Here is a 16,404-nt window from a genome sequence, read left to right on the forward strand (position 1 = left end):
CGCGCGTCAAGCCGGAAACGTTGCACTACGGCGTCGCCAATGCCTCCGTGGGGGCCAGGCGGGCGGCCCGGATCGCCGGGTACAGGCCCGCGATCGCGCCGATGAGCAGGGTCGACGCCACGCCGCCGCCGGTCGCCCAGGCGGGCACCACGGCCGGCCACGCCTGAGTGGCCGAGTACAGGGTGGTGACCGCGATGCCGAGGATGACCCCGCCGACACCGCCGAGCGCCGACAGCAGCAGCGACTCGGCCAGGAACTGCAGCCGGATCTGGCCCCGGGTGGCGCCGAGCGAGCGGCGCAGCCCGATCTCCGGACGGCGTTCCAGCACCGAGATCACCATGGTGTTGGCCACCCCGACGCCGCCGACCAGCAGCGCGACCGCGCCCAGGCCGAGCAGCAGCCCGGTGAACGCCCGGTTGGTCGCCTGGCGGGCGGCCAGCGCGTCGGACGGGCGGGACACCTTCACCTCGTTCGGCGCCCCCGGGTTGGCGGTCGCCGCCAGCACGCCGCGTACGGCCTCGACGGCGGTGTCCGCGGTGCGCGTGTAGACGGTGGTCGGGTAGCCGTCGAAGTCCAGATAGGACTGCGCCGCCGGCCAGCCCACCAGCGCCGCCGAGTCCAGCTCCGGCGCCAGCGGCACCGGGTCGAGGATGCCGACCACGGTGAACCACCGGTTGCCGGCGTACACCTGGACGTCCTGCCCCGCCGCCCCGATGCCCAGCCGCCGGGCCGCGGCGGACCCGAGCACGACGGCCGGGTACTTCGCGGTCGCGGCGTTCAGCCAGGCGCCGTTCGCCAGGGTGGCGCCGACCGTGCCGAGCAGGTCGAGGTGGGCCGCCTGCACGGACATGCCGCCGGTCTGCGCCACCGGGATCCGGTCGCTGCGGAAGACGTTCGCGCCGGAGACCTTTCCGACCGCGGCGACCTGCTGGACCGGCCCGATCCGCGAGATCATCGAGACCGACTCGGTGGGCAGCGTCGCGGTGTCGCCCATCATCGTGTTGCCGGGCGCCACCGTCAGCAGGTTGGTGCCCAGCGCGGCGAGCTGGCGGTCCAGCTCGGCCCGGCTCGACGACGAGATACCCACCACGGCGATCATCGCGGAGATGCCGATCGCGATGCCCAGCGCGGACAGGAACACCCGCATCGGCCGGGTGCGCAGCCCCGCGCTGCCAACCCGCACGACGTCCCGCGGCCGCAACCGTGCCGGCTTCACGCCTCCACCTGCCCGTCTCGCATCCGTACCTCGCGCGGCAGGCTGGCCGCGATGTCCCGGTCGTGCGTGATGACCAGCACGGTGGTGCCGCCGGCGTGCAGCTCCCGCAGCAGCGCCATCACCCCGCTGCCGGAGGCCGAGTCGAGGTTTCCGGTCGGCTCGTCCGCGAGCAGCAGCGCAGGCTCCCCGGCGACCGCCCGCGCGATCGCCACCCGCTGCTTCTCGCCGCCGGACAGCTCGTGCGGACGGTGGTCCAGCCGGTCAGCGAGCCCGACCCGGACCAGCGCGGCCTCCGCGCGCCGCTGCCGCTCCTTCATGGGTACGCCGGCGTACAGCAGCCCGTCGGCGACGTTGTCCACAGCGGACTGTCCACTCGCGAGGTGGAACTGCTGGAACACGAAACCGATCCGGCGCGCCCGCAGCGCCGACAGCTGCCGGTCGGACAGCGCCGCGATATCGTGGCCGTCGATGCGTACCGTGCCGGTCGAGGGCCGGTCCAGCGTGCCGATCAGGTGCAGCATCGTGGACTTGCCGGAGCCGGACGGGCCGACGATGGCCACCAGCTCCCCGTACCCGACCGACAGGCTGACCCCCGCAGGGCCGCCACCCCACCCGGGTACGCCTTCGTCACCTCATCCAATTCCACAACGGACGTCACGACGGCATCCCCACCGTCGCGCCCTCGGTGAGCCCGTCGCCGGTGACCTCGACCCGGCCGCTGGCGAACAGTCCGGTCTGCACCGCGGCGATCCGGGCGGACCCGCCGTCCACCACCTGGACGCCGTACCCGCCCTCGGCGAGGGCGAGCAGGGCGGCCACCGGCACGGTCAGCACGTCCTTGCGCTCGGACGCGGTGAACGCGACGTCCACCGTCGCCGCGTCCAGGGCGGCCAGCGCCTTGGCGTCGGTCACCGCGACGGTGACCTCGATCTTCGTCGTCGCCGGGTTCTGCCCTCGGCGGGCTGGACCACGGTCTCCACCTTCGTGATCTTCCCGGGCGCCGTCTTGCCGTCCGGCAGCGTGGCCGTCACCGCGGCCCCTTCTTGGCCAGCCGCTGGTCCTCCACGTCCAGTTCGACGGTGACCACGCGATTGGATCCGGTATACGAGAGCACGGATTCACCCGGCTGGGCGGCGTCGCCGAGCTCGGCGTCGTAGCTGTCGACCCGCACGGCGCCGGCCACGTAGACCACCCGGCCCAGTTCCACCGTGCCGGTCTCCGTCAGGCCGAGGTCCTCCTGCCACTGTTTCACCGCCGACGCGGTCGAGGCGGTGTACTCGTCGTCCACCGTGAACCCGTCGTACCCGAGCGCGGACAGGTTCTGCTCGAACTGCTTGACGTCGCCGCCCTCCGCCCCGGTGGACAGCGCCCGGTACGCCGGCAGCTTGCCGTACAGCAGCACGACCGGGGCGTTGTCGATGCGGAAGATCGCCTGCCCGCGCTTGACCGTGGACCCGGGCACCGGCAGCCCGGTCAGCGTCCCGCTCAGCCGGCTGGCCACCTTGGTCGTGTCGCCGTACCCGAGATCGCCCGTCTCGGTCTGGGTGTCGAGCAGCGTCTGCCGGGTGACCTGCGCGGTGGCCGGCGGCAGCGCGCTGTGCGCCGGCGTCCCGCCGTCGCCGTCCGGCAGGCCGAACCCGTTCGCGGCCACCGCCGCGGCCCCGGCGGCAGCCACGGCCGCCGCCGTAACTACCACCCGTCCCGTACGCCTTCGCCGCCGCCCTGCCGGCTGTCGCTCCGCTGCTCGGCGCTCGTCCGCCGTCGTGGTCGAGGCCGTAGCCTCGCGACTCCCGCTCATCCGTCGGTCCTCTGGTCCTTCGAGCCGCCCTCCGGGCCCTCGGGCTGGAAGGACTTGCACTTCTCCTCCGCCGCCTTCAGCTTCGGGTCGTCCGGCCCACTCAGCCCGAGCTTGCTCATGTCCAGGGCGATGCCGCCGTCCTCCGACGGGTCCGGGAAGTTCGGCACCCCGTTGGCCCGCATGCACTCGGAGAGCTTGCGCATCTGCTCCAGGCGCTCGGGATCGGCCTTCGGCGCCTCGCCGCCGTTGGGCAGGTGGCTCTTGCACTTCTCCTGCGCCGCGTCGACCTTGGCCTTGTCGGCGCCCTGCGGGAGGCTGAAGGAGATGCCGCCGCCTTCCATCTTCGGGTCGGGAAAGTCCGGCACCCCGTTGTCCCGCATGCACTGGGCGTACTTGAGCATGTTTTCCTGATCCGTGCCCTTGTCCCCGCCAGCGCTGGCGGACGCGCTGGGCGTGCCGCCGGCGGTGGCGATCCCGTCGTCGCCGTCCGCGCCGCCGCAGCCGGCCACCGCGAGGCAGAGCAGCAAACCGAGGGCGAGTGTCCGCATGTCGTGTCTCTTCATGGGGGCCAGTAGAGCCAGCGGGGCATTTCCCGGCCGTCAGCGAAAACGTTGACGCCGAGGAAACGTCACGGTGCGTCACCATAGGGGAATGCGGATCCTGGTGGTCGAGGACGAACCGCTGCTCGCCGACGCCGTGGGCGAGTGGCTGCGCGGCAACGCGCACGCGGTCGACGTGGTGTACGACGGCGGCGCCGCGCTGGAACGGATCGGCGTCAACGACTACGACGTGGTCGTGCTCGACCGCGACCTGCCCGTGGTGCACGGCGACAAGGTGTGCCGGGAGATCGCCGAACGGGACCTGACCGTACGCGTGCTGATGCTGACCGCCGCCGCGGACGTCGACGACCGGGTCGAGGGGCTGAGCCTGGGCGCGGACGACTACCTGCCCAAGCCGTTCGCGTTCAAGGAGCTGGGTGCGCGGGTCATCGCGCTGGGCCGGCGGTCCCGGGCCGCCGCCCCGCCGGTGCTGCAGCGCGCCGGGATCCGGCTCGACCCGCACCGCCGCGAGGTCTTCCGGGACGGCCGGTACGTGCCGCTGTCCCGCAAGGAGTTCGCGGTGCTGGCCGAGCTGCTGCGGGCCGACGGTGCCGCCGTCTCCGCCGAGCAACTGCTGGAGAAGGCGTGGGACGAGCACGCCGACCCGTTCACGCACGCGGTCCGGATGACGATCCTCAAGCTGCGCCGCAAGCTCGGCAACCCGCCCATCGTGCTCACCGAACCAGGAGTGGGGTACCGGATCCCGTGAAGCGCTTGAAGATCTCCCGGCTGACCCTGCGCGCCCGGCTGACCATCGTCTACGGCGGTCTGTTCCTGCTCGCCGGCGTGGTCCTGCTCGGCGTGACATACGTGCTGGTGTCCCAGCGCCTGCCGCACGGCGAGTTCACCGTCTCCGGCTCCGCCCGGGCGGACCTCGAACCCCCCGTCGGCGCGGCCGCCAACCAGACCATCGTCGGGGAGGTACGCGGCGAGGCGCTCAACGCGCTCTTCACCCAGGGCGGCATCGCCCTCGCCGTGGTGGGCGCGGCCGCCATCGCGCTGGGCTGGCTGATCGCCGGGCGGGTGCTGCAGCCGCTGCAACGGGTCACCGAGACCGCCCAGCGCATCGCCTACGCCCCGGCCGCCGACCGCGGGCTGCACGAGCGGATCGCGCTGAACGGCCCGCATGACGAGATCAAGGAGCTGGCCGACACGTTCGACGTGATGCTGGAACGCCTCGACCACTCGTTCGACGGCCAGCGACGGTTCATCGCCAACGCCTCGCACGAGCTGCGTACGCCGCTCACGCTCAACCGGGCGCTGCTGGAGGTCGCGGTGCAACGCCCAACCGCCTCGGTCGAGGTACGCCAGCTCGGCGACACCCTCCTCGGCATCAACGCGCGCCACGAACGGCTGATCGACGGGCTGCTCCTGCTGGCCCGCTCCGAGCGCGAGCTCACCGAACACTCCTATGTGGACATCGCCGACATCGTCGAGCACGTGGCCGGCCAGGTGCCGCAGAACGGCGTCACGGTCCTCACCGAGCCCGGCGAGGCACCCACCGCGGGCAACCCCGTCCTGCTGGAACGGCTGGTGCAGAACCTGGTGGAGAACGGGGTCCGCTACAACGTGCCGGACGACGGCTGGGTGGGCGTCACGAGCGACACCCACCCGGACGGCTCGGTGGTGCTCGTCGTCAGCAACACCGGCCCGGTCGTCCCCCGGTACGAGATCCCGCGCCTCTTCGAGCCGTTCCACCGGCTGGGCGAGGACCGGGTCACCAACGGCGGCGGCGCGGGGCTCGGGCTGTCGATCGTCCGGGCGGTGGCCCGCGCGCACGGCGGCGACGTGGACGCCGTACCCCGGGGAGGTGGCGGCCTGGTCGTCACCGTGACCCTGCCGGGAGCGCCACCGCCCCCGGCGCTAGGGAGTGACCCAGCCGGTTAGCCCGGACGCGCCGCTGGCCGCGCGGACCAGCAGCCGAAACGGCCCCGGCGGCACCGGCCGGACGGCGAAGAACCCCAACTCGTCGATGTGCGCCGCGGCCACCTCCTCGGCCGCCACGAAGACGCCGACGGACCCCGGCTGGGCCGGCAGGATCTGCCCGAGCAGGGCGTCCGGCGTCAGCTCCAGCTCGATCGTCAGGCCCGCCGAGGCGTACCGCAGCGCGCGCAGCGTCGCGTCCTCGGCGCGCAGCAGCGGCGCGGTCCCGTGGTTGGCCGAGTCGTACAGGAGGTGGGCGAGCTCGGCGTCGATCGTGCGCCACGCGTACGCCGCCTTGCCCGCCTCGACGAACCCACGCGGCACGGCCCGCGCCGCGGCCAAGGCGTCCTTCAACACCTCGAGAAGGTCCTCATCGCTCCACGGTCGGCTCGCCACGGTGATCACCTCCTCCGGCCCGCTCGACCCGGCTGTCGAGCAAGGCGACGATGGCCGGGCAGCGGCGCATCCGGTCCAGGCAGCGGGCCCGGCTCGGTCCGATGCTGCCCACCCGCATGTGCAACCGCCGGCCGATCTCCTCGTACGGCACCGGCGGGTCTCGCATGAGCAGCGAGAGCAGGAGCTGGCAGCGCGGCGGCAGCTCGCCGAAGGCGGCACGCGCGGCGGCGTTGCGCTCGTGGGCGAGCACCTCCTCCTCGACCGCGACCGCCGCGACGTCGGCCACGTCGTGGCCTTCGACCAGCGGGTCGACCGGCTCGCTGCGCCGCGTGGACCGCAGCAGCCGCAGGCACTCGCGCTGGGTGGTCGTGGCGATCCAGCCGGGCAGGGCCGCCGGCTCGCGCAGCGCGGACAGGTGCTCGACCAGCCGCAGCCACACACTCTGGTTGACGTCCTCGGCGTCCGCCATCGACAGCCGGTACCGCCGGCAGACGGCGAACACCAGGGGCGCGTACCGTTCGACCACCTCGTCCCAGGCGGCCCGGTCGCCGTCGCGGGCCCGGGTGACGAGGAGGACGACCGCGGAGTCGTCGCGCATGGACGGTCTCCTTCCGCTGGCTCCTACCCGCACGGAGCACGCGGACCGGCCCGCTGATACAGCCCGCGCCTATCCGGAATGGCCCAGGCAGACGAAGCCCGCGGCGACCGCCATCGCCTCGTCGTCGCCGGCGACGCGCTGGACCGCCGCCAGCGCGGCCGCGGGCGGGTCGCCGCCGGCCAGCCGCTCGTGAAACCCGGCCATGAACGGCGCCGTCTCCGCATCCAGCACCGGCAGCACCGAGGCCACCAGCGCGGCGGCGCCCAGCGAGAGGAACGTGGCGGCCAGCCCCAGCAGCTCGTCGCCGGGATACACCACCGAACGCCCGCTGTCGCAGGCCGCGAGCACCACCGTGTGCGGCACCCGGGCCAGCCGTTCCAGGTCGTACACCATGAGCGGGCCGTCCGCGAACCGCAGCGACGAGAAGAGCGGGTTGTGGGCGTAGGCGGACCCGTGCGCGGCCAGGTGCGCCAGGTCCGCGCCGTCCATCGCCGCGGTCACCGCCTCGACCGTCGCGGCCGGGCCGGTGAGCGCGGACGCGCCGTGGATCGCGGCCACCGCGCGCGCCTCCCGGTCCGCGCCGGGCAGGTGCGGGCCCGCGGCGACGATCACCCGCCCCGGGTACGCGCCGCGCGGTGGCTCGCCACCTGCCAGAGCGCCGCGGACGGCGTCACGGACAGCGGGCGTCCGGCGCACGACGGCAAAATCGACCAGGGTACGGCGTGCAGCGGCGCGGTCGGCACGATGACGATCGCCCGGTCGCCCACCTCGGTGAGCGGGGCGAGCAGCGCGTCGTCCAGCCCCCGCGCGGCGTGGCGGACCAGCGCGAGCGCGCCCGACCGGCCGGCCACGGTGCCGCTTCGGCGGGCCAGCCGCCGCAGGCCGAACGGGATCCGGTCGACCAGGTCCCGCACCCGCGCGACCGGGCCCAGGCGGTGCAGCCGGAGCCGCCCGCCCACCACCGTGACGGCGTACAGGTCGCCGTCGTACCGGACGTACTCCAGCAGGGCGCGGTCGCCCAGGTCGGCGCCCAGCTCCCGGACGGCCAGGTGCCGCGCGGTGGCCGGGCCGGGCTCGCCCCGGCCGAACCGGCTGTGGTCGCGGATCCGGCGCTCCAGCGCCACCTGCCGCTGCAGCAGGCCCGCGGGTGGCCGGCGCGGACGCGCCTTGTCGATCTCGATCACGGTGGCCCGCAGCTGGGCCAGGTCGGCGGCGAGCGCCGCGTCGTCCGGCGGCCGGACCGGGCGCTGCCGCAGATGGCTGGCCCGGCCGAGCTCCGCCCACTCCAGGATGGCGCGCGGCCGCCCGTCCTGGAACGCCACCCGCAGGCCCAACTCGGACAGCTCGGCGCGGTGGCCGGCGGCGTACGCGCGCAGGTCGGTGGCGCCGAGGGCGGCCCCGTGCTCGTCGAGCACCGCCATCCCGGCGCGCAGCGCCCGAGCCGCGCCCCGGGCGTTGCCGGCGGTGAGCCGGGCCAGCGCGGTCGCGTACCAGGCGCGCGCCCGCAGCAGCGCCGGCCCGGTGGCGCGCGGCCGGCTCGCCCGCTCCAGCTGGGCGGACGCCTCCGGCAGCCGGCCCCGCTCCAGGGCCAGCCGCGCCACGAGCAGCCGGCCGTCGATCGCCGCGACCGGCCAGTGCGACCGCGCCACCGCGTCGACGACCCCCTCGACCCGCCGCAGGCTCACCCGCGGCCGGCGCTCGCCCGCCAGCTCCGACCGCACCACGATGAGCCGGGCCAGCGCCGCCCACTCGCGGCGCTGCTGCCGGTCGAACTCGCGCACCGCGAGCCGGGCCTGCCGCTCGGCCGCCGGGTGGTCGCCTTCGAGGAACGCCACCCGGGCCAGCAGCAGGCGCACCTCGGGCAGCGCGAGCCGGCGCCCCTCGCGTTCGAACTCGGCGACCGCCTGCTCCGCGGCCTCCCGCGCCTCCGGCAGCAGCCGGACGGACAGCAGCAGCTCGCTGCGGTCGGTCAGCAGCGGGCCGAGCTGGGCGTGCAGGGCCCCGATCCGCTCCTGCGCCCGGTGGAAGAAGTCGAGCGCCACCGGCACGTCGCCGCGCAGCCCGTGGACGTAGCCGAGGTTCGCGTGGACGTACCCCAGGGACAGGCCGAGGTCGAGCCGCTCGCACAGGCGCGCGGCCTCGGACAGGTCCGACTCGGCGGCGGCGAACTCGTACCGCTGGCCGTGCAGGACGCCCCGGTTCAGCACCACGCGCTGGATCCACAGGAGATCGTTGGCCCGGCGCAGGACCGGCAACGCCGCCCGGTAGCAGGCCAGCGCCTCGTCCAGCCGGCCGAGCTGGTGCAGGATCGCCCCGCGCTGGGCCCGCGCCCGCGCCCCCTCGACCCGCCCCAGGTGCTCGATCGCCACGTCGATCTCCCGCAGCGCCTGCCGCGGCCGCCCGCGCTGGTTCAACGCGAACGCGAGCGTCATCCGCGCCTCGGCGGCCAGCGTCGCCGAGCCCGCACTCCGCCCCAGCGTGATCGCCCGGCGCAGGTGCCGCATGGCGGTGTCGAGATCTTCCCGGTGGAACGCGGCCAGCCCCCACGCCCGCTCGGCGACGGCGGCGGCGCCCGGATCACCCTCCGCGCGCGCCTGCCGTACGACGGCGGCGGCGAGCGCCAGCGCGCGATCGGGATCGTCCTCGGCGAGCCGGAGCGCCTCCTGTGCGGCCTTCGTCGTCGCAGCCACCACGGAACTCAGGGTGGCCGGACACGGGGCGTCACGGCAATAGACTTTCACCGCAGGTGTATCAGCCGACCGACCCCGCGCTTCCGGCAGTTAGTGAACTCCACGCTCAACGCCGGAAGGATGATCATGGCCGAGTACAACGAACTCGTCGTGGCGCTGCCGTACAGGTCGGTGGTGACAGAGGCGCTCGGCAACCTGGGCATCAAGCTCGGTGAGTCCCGCCCCAACGACAGCGACGAGCGGCTGGGGCTCGCCCTGCTGACGCTCATGGGCCTCGACGACCCCCTCAGACCAGACCCGCCGGACGCCGCGGCACCCTGGAAGGACCACTGGGTGGCCGCGTACGACCTCGTGACCAAGGACCCCGCCGTGCGCACACCGTCCAACGTGGACGTCCTGCTGCGCGCGCTGCGCCTGGGTATCGGCAAGGAGAACGGGGGCTGGTACCCGGAGTTCGGCAAGAACCGCGATATCTCCGACGTGGAAGGCTTGCCGTACATCAGCGGTGGCCTCGACCCGCGGATGCCGCCGGTGCCGGTCGACCCGCCCGCGAAGCGCATCCCCACCAAGGTGGACGGCCGCCTGCCCGGCGAAGGCGTGGAGGTCGCCCTCCTGGACACGGCGATCTTCCCGAACACCCGGCTCGCCGGCGGCTACCTCGCCGGCCACCACGACAAGTACGACCCGGAGCGGCCGGTGGACATGCCCGCACCGGTCGGGCACTCGGCGTTCATCACCGGCCTGATCCTGGACCGCGCACCCGGCGCCCAGGTCATCGTCCGGAAGGTACTGTCCGACGAAGAGGCCAAGGCGACGACGTGGGACCTGGCCACCAAGATGGCGGGTCTCGTCGGCTCCGGGGTCAGCATCCTGGTCCTCGCGTGCGGCTGCTACACCGCCGACGGGCAGGCGCCGCTGGTCCTGCGCAAGGCCATCGAGCTGCTCACCCCAGGCATCCTGATCCTGGCCGCGGCCGGCAACCACGGCGACGTCAAGACCAAGGAGGGCGCGATCGTGTCCCCGAAGAGCCCCACGTTCCCCGCCGCCCAACCGGAGGTGCTGGCCGTCGGCGCCGACAACGCGGCCGGCGAGCCGGCGTCGTTCAGCCCGAACGCACCGTGGGTCGGCCTGTGGGCGCCCGGCGTCGGCGTGGAGAGCGAATACCTGGATGGCGACGTCATCGTCGTCAAGGACGACGTGACGGAGCACGTGCCCTTCAAGGGGTACGCCCGCTGGAGCGGCACGTCGTTCTCCGTCGCGACCGCGGCCGGCGAGATCGCCGCCCGCACCCGCCCCGGCCAGGTAACCCCTCACCAAGCCGCCGCCCAACTCCTATCCGGCGCCGCCACCACCACCGCCATCCACCCTAGCCCCCGTCCCTATCCCCGTCCCCTAGCCCCCGTCCCTATCCCCGTCCCCTATCCCCGTCGATCAAGGGCAAACGGTCGTGCTTTGATCTCTAATCCACGGCCGTTTGCCCTTGATCGGCGCCGAAGTCCTTGATCGGCGAGCGGGTGGGGTGGGCGGGGGTCCGCCCTGAGTGGGGCCTAAGGCCGGGGAGCTCCTTCACGTCGGACCGGCCGACGTGAAGCGAGGAGGTCTAGACGAGATGGGGCTCGATCTCAGCCATTTCTCTTCCCGGGCCATCCGTGACCGTGGCGAATAGTTGCCCCGCAGCGGGCAATTCCTCGCCACAGTCGCCAGGGCGACGCCGACCGACACGAAGTCAAAGATCCCCGGGTTTGCTTAACTTCCCGGCCTTGCGGGCGCCCCACCCACGTCGGGGCCACCAATAGGGCCCCCCTACCGGGAAGGTCAGCCCCGCCCACGCCCCACACCCCACGCCCAAGCACCCTCGCCCGCCCCTCCGCGCCGATCAAGGACTTTCGCGCCGATCAAGGGCAAACGGTCGTGGATCGGAGATCAAAGCACGACCATATGCCCTTGATCGACGAGGGGAGGCGGGCGAGGATGCCCTTGATCGACGACGGGGGGCGGGTAGGGAGGCGCCCGCAAGATCACGGTGATCAGGGACCTGCTCCCTTGACACGCCGCAACACACCCGAGCTACTCCCTGATCAACGCCGCTGGGCGGCCAGGGTTCGGGCGGTGGGGGTGGGAACGGGGGAGCGGAGGGTGAGGCGGGCGGAGGTGGGGTGCCACGTCGCGGACCAGCCGGCGGCGCCGCCCGGTCCTACCCAGGCCACGTCCAGCTGCTGGCCGCGGCGTTCCGGCAGCTCCACGGTCAGTACGTCGTCCGCGCCCGGCCGGCGCCAGACCGTGAGCAGGTCGCGGTCGGGGGTACGCAGGCCGGCGGTCACCCACGGGTCGGTCCAGCCGGGTACGCCGGTGGGCCAGAACGGGGTGGCCGAGTGGATCGCCGGGAGCAGGTCGCGATGGGCGCGTACCGCCTCGGCGACGAGCGCGCGCTGCTCCCCGTCATCCGGTCGAGGTGACCGGACAGGTAGAGCCGACCGAGCATGCCGGTGGTGAGGGTGAAGCGGATCTCCTCGTCCGACATCTCCGGCTGCGGGTACGCCCAGTTGCCGGCCTGCTCGGGCAGGATCGACAGGAACGCGGCGGCCGCGATCGGCGGGTACCGCAGAAACTCCTGTTGGTCCGATGTGGACTGGAGGTGCAGGCGGGACAGGAGCGCGTAGTCCTGGCGCATGGCACCGGATGCGCAGTTCTCCAACAGGAGGTCGGGATGGCGCGCCAGCACACCGTCCAACCAGGACAGGTACGCCCGGCCGCTCTCCAGCAGCCCGTGACCGGGGTACGGCGTACCCGCGTCGGTGCCGGGTCCGGCGGTGATGTTGTAGTCGAGCTTGACGTACCCGATGCCGAAGTCCGCGACGAGCCGGTCGACGACGCCGTCGAGGTGGGCGCGGGCGGCCGGGTGGCGCAGGTCGAGGTGCAGCCGGCCGTGTTCGACGACCGGCGCCCCGCCGCGGGTCAGGAACGCCGCCGCGGGCAGCTGGCCGGCCAGCGGGCTGCGTACGCCGACGACCTCGGGTTCCAGCCACAGGCCGGGCACCATGCCGGCGTTCCGGATCGCGTCGATGACCTCGCCGAGGCCGCCCGGGAAGCGGGTCGTGGACGGGCGCCATTCGCCCACCGCGTCCCACCAGTGGGTGCTGTCGTCGTACCAGCCGGCGTCGACGCAGAAGACGTCCGCGCCGACCTCGGCTGCCGCGGCGATCAGCGGGAGCAGCCGTTCGGTGGTCGGGTCGCCCATGAGCGTGTTCATGAAGTCGTTGAACACCACCGGCGCGGCGTCACCCCGGCTGCGACGCAGGACCCGGCGGTACGCGGTGAGCTCCGCGGCCACCCCGTCCAGGCCGCCGTCGGCGAGGACCAGCGCCACCGGCACGGTCTCGAACCGCTCCCCCGGCCGCAGGGTCAGGCCCCACTGGTGCGGCTCGTCGCAGGGACCCAGCAGAGCCAGGTACGGGCCGTCCCGCCGTTCGCCGATCTCCCAGGTCCACGGGCCGTTGTGCTCGATCTGCCAACCCCAGCCGCGCCCGGTGTCCCGGTCGACGAGCATCCCGACCGGCAGGTCGCCGCCGGTGGACCAGGACGAGTGCCCGTGCCGGACGAGCCGCCCGCGCTGGTCCTGACCGTGGAACGCCAGGCCGAGGTCGACCAGGCCGGCATCCCGCAGCGGGCGCCCGGTCCAGCGGTTCTCGCCGAGCCACTGCGACTGTCCCGCGTAGAGGTCCAGCCGGTCGGCCGGTACGCCGATGGAGGTGGCCAGGGAGGTCACCGCCCGCAGCTCGACCGGCGCCGAACCCTCGTTCACGATCTCGGTGGTGATCCGCACGGCGGCGACGCCCGGCGCGGACCGCAAGACGGAGTCGACCCGCAGGCCGGTCGCGGCGTCGACCTGGCTGACCCGGAGCCGGTGCCATGGGCCGTCCCCGTCCGCCTCGTGCCCGGCGTAGCGCAGCCGTGCCCCGACCGCGGTCTCGACCGTACACAGGCTCGCCCGCCCCGGCCGTGGCCGCCGGCGAGGATCTCGACCAGCGCCTGCCCGGGCTCGCCGCCCGGCGGCAACGCCAGCCGCACCGGCCCGTCCGGGTCGGTCGACAGCGCCAGGCGCAGCCGCTCGTGCCCCCAACTGATGCCGGCCATCACGCCTCCCGGACCACGACGGGCGACACCGAATCGCGTACGACGATGTGCGTGCCGAGCATGACGTGCTGCGGCTCGGCCTGGTGCAGAGCCAGGCGTACGGCGGTGCGGCCCAGTTCTTCCGTGGGCACCCGGACGGTGGTCAGCGCCGGGCGCAGGTGGATCGACATCGGGATGTCGTCGTACCCGACCACGGACATCTCCTCGGGCACCCGGATGGCGGCCTCGCGCAGGGCGCGCAGCACGCCGGCGGCGACCATGTCGGTGGCCGCGAAGATGGCGGTGCAGTCGACGCCGTCCGCGAGCAGCCGCCGGGTGCCCGCGTACCCGGCCGCCTCGGTGTACTCGCCGGGCACGATCAGGGCCGGGTCGACGGGCCGGCCGTACGCCCGGTGGGCGCGGGTGTAGCCGGCGATCCGGTCCCGGCTGGTCGTGTGGTTGAGCCGGACGTTGCCGAGGTACACGATCCGCCGGTGCCCCTGCGAGAGCAGGTGGCTGGTCATCGCGTACGCGCCGCCCTCGTTGTCGTACTCCACCACCGTGGTCGGCACGTCGTCGCCGAGCGCCGGCCGGCCGCACAGCACCAACCGCGAGCCGGCCTTGTCCAGGGCGTACGCGAAATGGATCATCCGCGCGCGGTACTCCTCGTCGAGGAAGCCGCCGCCGACCAGGATCACCGCGTCGGCCCGCTGCTCCCGCATGGCCTCGACCACCTCCAGCTCGCGGGCCGGGTCGCCATGGGTCGCGCAGATCAGGCAGAGCCGGCCCATCGCCGTCGCCTGCTGCTCCACGCCCTTGGCCACGTACGCGAACGACGGGCCGGTGACGTCGTCCATCACGAACGCGACCATCCGGGTGCCGGCGCCCTTGAGCGCGCGGGCCTGGGCGTTCGCCACGTAGTCCAGCTCGCGCACGGCCCGCTGCACCCGGGCCCGGGTCGCGGCCGTCACCGGGTATTCCCCCGCCAGCACGCGGGACACCGTCGCCGGGGACACCCCCGCACGGGCGGCGACGTCCTTGACGGTCGCCCGGCTGTTCTCGCTCACCACGGCGCCTCCGAAATCGTTCTCTACGGTGGAGGGCAACAGCATAGAACGAACCCAAGCCGCCGACCAGCAGCGACTCTTGACATGCTCGGACCCCGGGGTTAACTTGCTCGACACAAAGAGAACGTTTTCTACGACGGGACTCTGGCGATGAGCACGCTACAAACGAGGGAACGCGGCCGGACGGCGACGCCGCCCCTGGCCCCGCCCGCCAAGCGGGATCGTGGATCCAGGATCCGTACCGCACTCTGGACCGGCCTGCTCGCGCTGCCCGCGGTCGCGTTCTTCGTCGTCTTCGCGTACCTGCCCATGGCCGGCCTCGTGGTGGCGTTCAAGGAGTTCAACATCGCCGACGGTGTGTTCGGCAGCCCGTGGAACGGCCTGGACAACTTCCGCTACTTCTTCAGCTCCGGCGAGGCGTCCCGGATCCTGCTCAACACCCTGCTGCTCAACACCCTGTTCCTCGCCGCCACGCTGGCCGCCGGCATCACCCTCGCCCTGATGCTGAACGAGATCCGGGGCCGCTTCTTCAAGCGGGTGGCGCAGTCCACCATCTTCTTCCCGTACTTCGTCTCGCCCATCGTCATCAGCATCATCCTGCAGGTGCTGCTCGCCGGCGTGGGCGGCTCCGGCGGCGCGGTGAACGACGCGCTCGGCGGGCTCGGGCTGCCCACGGTCAGCTGGTACACCGAACCCGGCCCGTGGCCGTGGATCCTCACCATCGTCAAGGTCTGGCAGATGGGCGGCTACATGAGCGTCATCTTCCTGGCCGCCATCACCGCCATCCCGGACGAGGTGTACGAGGCCGGCATGATCGACGGTGCGAGCCGGGCCCAGATGGCGTGGCGGATCACCGTACCCCTGCTGCGCCCGACCGCCGCGGTGCTGCTGGTCCTCGGCGTCGGCCGGATCTTCTACGGGGATTTCGGCACGATCTACGCGATCGTCGGCGACAACGGCACGCTCTTCCCCACCACGGACGTCATCGACACGTACGTCTTCCGCGCGCTGCGCGAGCTCGGCGACTTCGGGACCACCGCCGCCGTGGGCCTCTTCCAGTCCGTCGTGGGCTTCGTGCTCGTGGTGACCGCGGTGCTCATCCAGCGCCGGTACGCGAAGGAGAGCAGCATCCTGTGAAGACCCGACGCCGGCTGGAGCCGTTCACCGTCGTCAGCATCATCGGAGTCAGCTTCTTCATGGTGCTGTGCGTCATCCCGTTCTGGATGATCATTTCTGGCTCGTTCACCGACGAGTCCAAGCTGGCCAGCACCGGGTACAGCTTCCTGCCGCAGCCGTTCTCCACCGCCGCGTACAAGATGATCTTTACCGGGCCGGCGGTGCTGGACGCGTACTTCGCCAGCGTCTTCATCACCCTGGTCGGCACGGCGCTGTCGCTGGCGTTCACCTCGGGGATCGCCTGGGTGATCGCCCGCCGGCTGCCGCTGATCAGCCGGCCGCTCGCGGTCCTCGCCTACATCCCGATGCTCTTCAGCGGCGGCCTGGTGCCGCTGTACCTGCTCGTCACCCAATACCTGCACCTGCAGAACAGCTACTTCGCCGTCATCCTGCCGCTGCTGGTCGCGCCGTTCCTGGTCTTCATCCAGGTCAGCGCGTTCCGGCAGCTCCCGGAGGCGATCCTCGAATCGGCCCGGATCGACGGCGCCGGCGAGATGCGGATCTTCTTCCGGATCGCGCTGCCGCTGTCCAAGCCCATCCTCGCCGTCATCGGCCTCTTCTACGCCGTCCACTACTGGAACGAGTGGTTCACCGCCCTCCTGTTCATCTCCGACGTCCACAGGTACCCCCTCCCCCTGGTGCTGCAGAACCTGATCTCGAACGTCACGTTCGCCCAGACACTCCCCAACACCGGAGAGTCGGCACCGGTCTACCAGCTCCGGCTGGCCCTGACGGCCGTCACCATCGGCCCGATCCTGCTCGCGTACCCCTTCGCCCAGCGCTACTTCGTCAAGGGCATCACCTTGGGCGCCACCAAGGGCTGAACCT

17 protein-coding genes and 1 pseudogene are annotated in these 16,404 nt (G+C 72.9%); 5 read left to right on the plus strand and 13 right to left on the minus strand.

Annotated elements, in window-relative coordinates; all coding sequences use genetic code 11:
• Positions 1-25: 25 nt before the first annotated feature.
• From Prum_RS09570 to Prum_RS09585, 6 genes and pseudogenes are all read right to left on the minus strand, one after another.
• Positions 26-1,216, minus strand: a complete 1,191-nt coding sequence (locus tag Prum_RS09570) for an ABC transporter permease (RefSeq protein WP_246277777.1) — start codon at positions 1,214-1,216, stop codon at positions 26-28.
• Positions 1,213-1,874 (minus strand): annotated as a pseudogene (locus tag Prum_RS09575) (ABC transporter ATP-binding protein). The gene Prum_RS09570 and the pseudogene Prum_RS09575 overlap by 4 nt, the downstream one beginning before the upstream one ends.
• Positions 1,871-2,128, minus strand: a complete 258-nt coding sequence (locus Prum_RS51225) for an efflux RND transporter periplasmic adaptor subunit (protein ID WP_246277778.1) — start codon at positions 2,126-2,128, stop codon at positions 1,871-1,873. The pseudogene Prum_RS09575 and the gene Prum_RS51225 overlap by 4 nt, the downstream one beginning before the upstream one ends.
• Positions 2,125-2,247 (minus strand): hypothetical protein, encoded by a 123-nt coding sequence (locus Prum_RS53690; RefSeq protein WP_281368876.1) that lies wholly within the window; start codon positions 2,245-2,247, stop codon positions 2,125-2,127. The genes Prum_RS51225 and Prum_RS53690 overlap by 4 nt, the downstream gene beginning before the upstream one ends.
• The gene (locus Prum_RS51230) at positions 2,244-2,891 is read right to left on the minus strand and encodes a peptidoglycan-binding domain-containing protein (protein WP_246277779.1); all 648 of its coding nucleotides are present in this window, start codon (positions 2,889-2,891) and stop codon (positions 2,244-2,246) included. Before Prum_RS51230 ends, Prum_RS53690 begins: the two co-directional genes overlap by 4 nt.
• A gap of 119 nt (positions 2,892-3,010) precedes the next feature.
• Entirely contained in the window at positions 3,011-3,577 is a 567-nt protein-coding gene (locus tag Prum_RS09585; protein ID WP_173075709.1) for a hypothetical protein, read from the minus strand.
• A gap of 88 nt (positions 3,578-3,665) precedes the next feature.
• On the opposite strand from Prum_RS09585, the gene Prum_RS09590 reads away from it, so the two are divergent.
• Positions 3,666-4,322: a response regulator transcription factor gene (locus tag Prum_RS09590; RefSeq protein WP_173075711.1), complete on the plus strand. Its 657-nt coding sequence runs from the start codon at positions 3,666-3,668 to the stop codon at positions 4,320-4,322.
• 11 nt (positions 4,323-4,333) lie between these two features.
• Positions 4,334-5,500: a sensor histidine kinase gene (locus Prum_RS09595; RefSeq protein ID WP_173083594.1), complete on the plus strand. Its 1,167-nt coding sequence runs from the start codon at positions 4,334-4,336 to the stop codon at positions 5,498-5,500.
• On the opposite strand, the gene Prum_RS09600 is transcribed toward Prum_RS09595, so the two are convergent.
• From Prum_RS09600 to Prum_RS09615, 4 genes are all read right to left on the minus strand, one after another.
• Complete coding sequence (locus tag Prum_RS09600) at positions 5,477-5,932, minus strand: hypothetical protein (protein ID WP_173075713.1); 456 nt, start codon at positions 5,930-5,932, stop codon at positions 5,477-5,479. The genes Prum_RS09595 and Prum_RS09600 overlap by 24 nt on opposite strands.
• Positions 5,907-6,530, minus strand: coding sequence for an RNA polymerase sigma factor (locus tag Prum_RS09605; protein ID WP_173075714.1), 624 nt, complete (start codon positions 6,528-6,530; stop codon positions 5,907-5,909). Before Prum_RS09605 ends, Prum_RS09600 begins: the two co-directional genes overlap by 26 nt.
• A 69-nt stretch (positions 6,531-6,599) precedes the next feature.
• The gene (locus tag Prum_RS09610) at positions 6,600-7,142 is read right to left on the minus strand and encodes a CHAT domain-containing protein (protein WP_173075716.1); all 543 of its coding nucleotides are present in this window, start codon (positions 7,140-7,142) and stop codon (positions 6,600-6,602) included.
• A complete protein-coding gene (locus Prum_RS09615) occupies positions 7,139-9,223 on the minus strand; it encodes an ATP-binding protein (RefSeq protein ID WP_173075718.1) in 2,085 nt (694 codons plus the stop codon). Before Prum_RS09615 ends, Prum_RS09610 begins: the two co-directional genes overlap by 4 nt.
• A gap of 123 nt (positions 9,224-9,346) precedes the next feature.
• Between Prum_RS09615 and Prum_RS09620 the strand changes: the two genes are divergently transcribed.
• Complete coding sequence (locus Prum_RS09620; protein ID WP_173075720.1) at positions 9,347-10,723, plus strand: S8/S53 family peptidase; 1,377 nt, start codon at positions 9,347-9,349, stop codon at positions 10,721-10,723.
• Positions 10,724-11,298: 575 nt separating this feature from the next.
• Here Prum_RS09620 and Prum_RS09625 read toward each other — a convergent pair.
• The 3 genes from Prum_RS09625 to Prum_RS09635 all read right to left on the minus strand — a co-directional run bounded on the left by Prum_RS09625 (position 11,299) and on the right by Prum_RS09635 (position 14,400).
• Positions 11,299-11,541 carry a hypothetical protein gene (locus tag Prum_RS09625; RefSeq protein ID WP_173075722.1) on the minus strand — a complete coding sequence of 81 codons (243 nt, stop codon included), beginning with the start codon at positions 11,539-11,541 and terminating at the stop codon, positions 11,299-11,301.
• Complete coding sequence (locus Prum_RS09630; protein WP_173075723.1) at positions 11,538-13,070, minus strand: glycoside hydrolase family 36 protein; 1,533 nt, start codon at positions 13,068-13,070, stop codon at positions 11,538-11,540. Before Prum_RS09630 ends, Prum_RS09625 begins: the two co-directional genes overlap by 4 nt.
• A gap of 283 nt (positions 13,071-13,353) precedes the next feature.
• The gene (locus tag Prum_RS09635) at positions 13,354-14,400 is read right to left on the minus strand and encodes a LacI family DNA-binding transcriptional regulator (RefSeq protein WP_218577169.1); all 1,047 of its coding nucleotides are present in this window, start codon (positions 14,398-14,400) and stop codon (positions 13,354-13,356) included.
• A 150-nt stretch (positions 14,401-14,550) separates the two neighbouring features.
• Here Prum_RS09635 and Prum_RS09640 point away from each other — a divergent pair, with 150 nt between their 5' ends.
• Positions 14,551-15,537, plus strand: coding sequence for an ABC transporter permease subunit (locus Prum_RS09640; protein WP_173075727.1), 987 nt, complete (start codon positions 14,551-14,553; stop codon positions 15,535-15,537).
• Entirely contained in the window at positions 15,534-16,400 is an 867-nt protein-coding gene (locus Prum_RS09645; RefSeq protein ID WP_173075729.1) for a carbohydrate ABC transporter permease, read from the plus strand. The genes Prum_RS09640 and Prum_RS09645 overlap by 4 nt, the downstream gene beginning before the upstream one ends.
• The last annotated feature ends 4 nt before the right edge of the window (positions 16,401-16,404 follow it).

This window comes from Phytohabitans rumicis (assembly GCF_011764445.1).
Taxonomy (GTDB): Bacteria; Actinomycetota; Actinomycetes; order Mycobacteriales; family Micromonosporaceae; genus Phytohabitans; species Phytohabitans rumicis.

Bases quoted from the DNA above. Each gene is read 5' to 3' on its own strand.
- Prum_RS09605 (WP_173075714.1), bottom strand. From the start codon at position 6,530: ATGCGCGACGACTCCGCGGTCGTCCTCCTCGTCACCCGGGCCCGCGAC.
- Prum_RS09620 (WP_173075720.1), top strand. From the start codon at position 9,347: ATGGCCGAGTACAACGAACTCGTCGTGGCGCTGCCGTACAGGTCGGTG.
- Prum_RS09585 (WP_173075709.1), bottom strand. From the start codon at position 3,577: ATGAAGAGACACGACATGCGGACACTCGCCCTCGGTTTGCTGCTCTGC.
- Prum_RS09640 (WP_173075727.1), top strand. From the start codon at position 14,551: ATGAGCACGCTACAAACGAGGGAACGCGGCCGGACGGCGACGCCGCCC.
- Prum_RS09590 (WP_173075711.1), top strand. From the start codon at position 3,666: ATGCGGATCCTGGTGGTCGAGGACGAACCGCTGCTCGCCGACGCCGTG.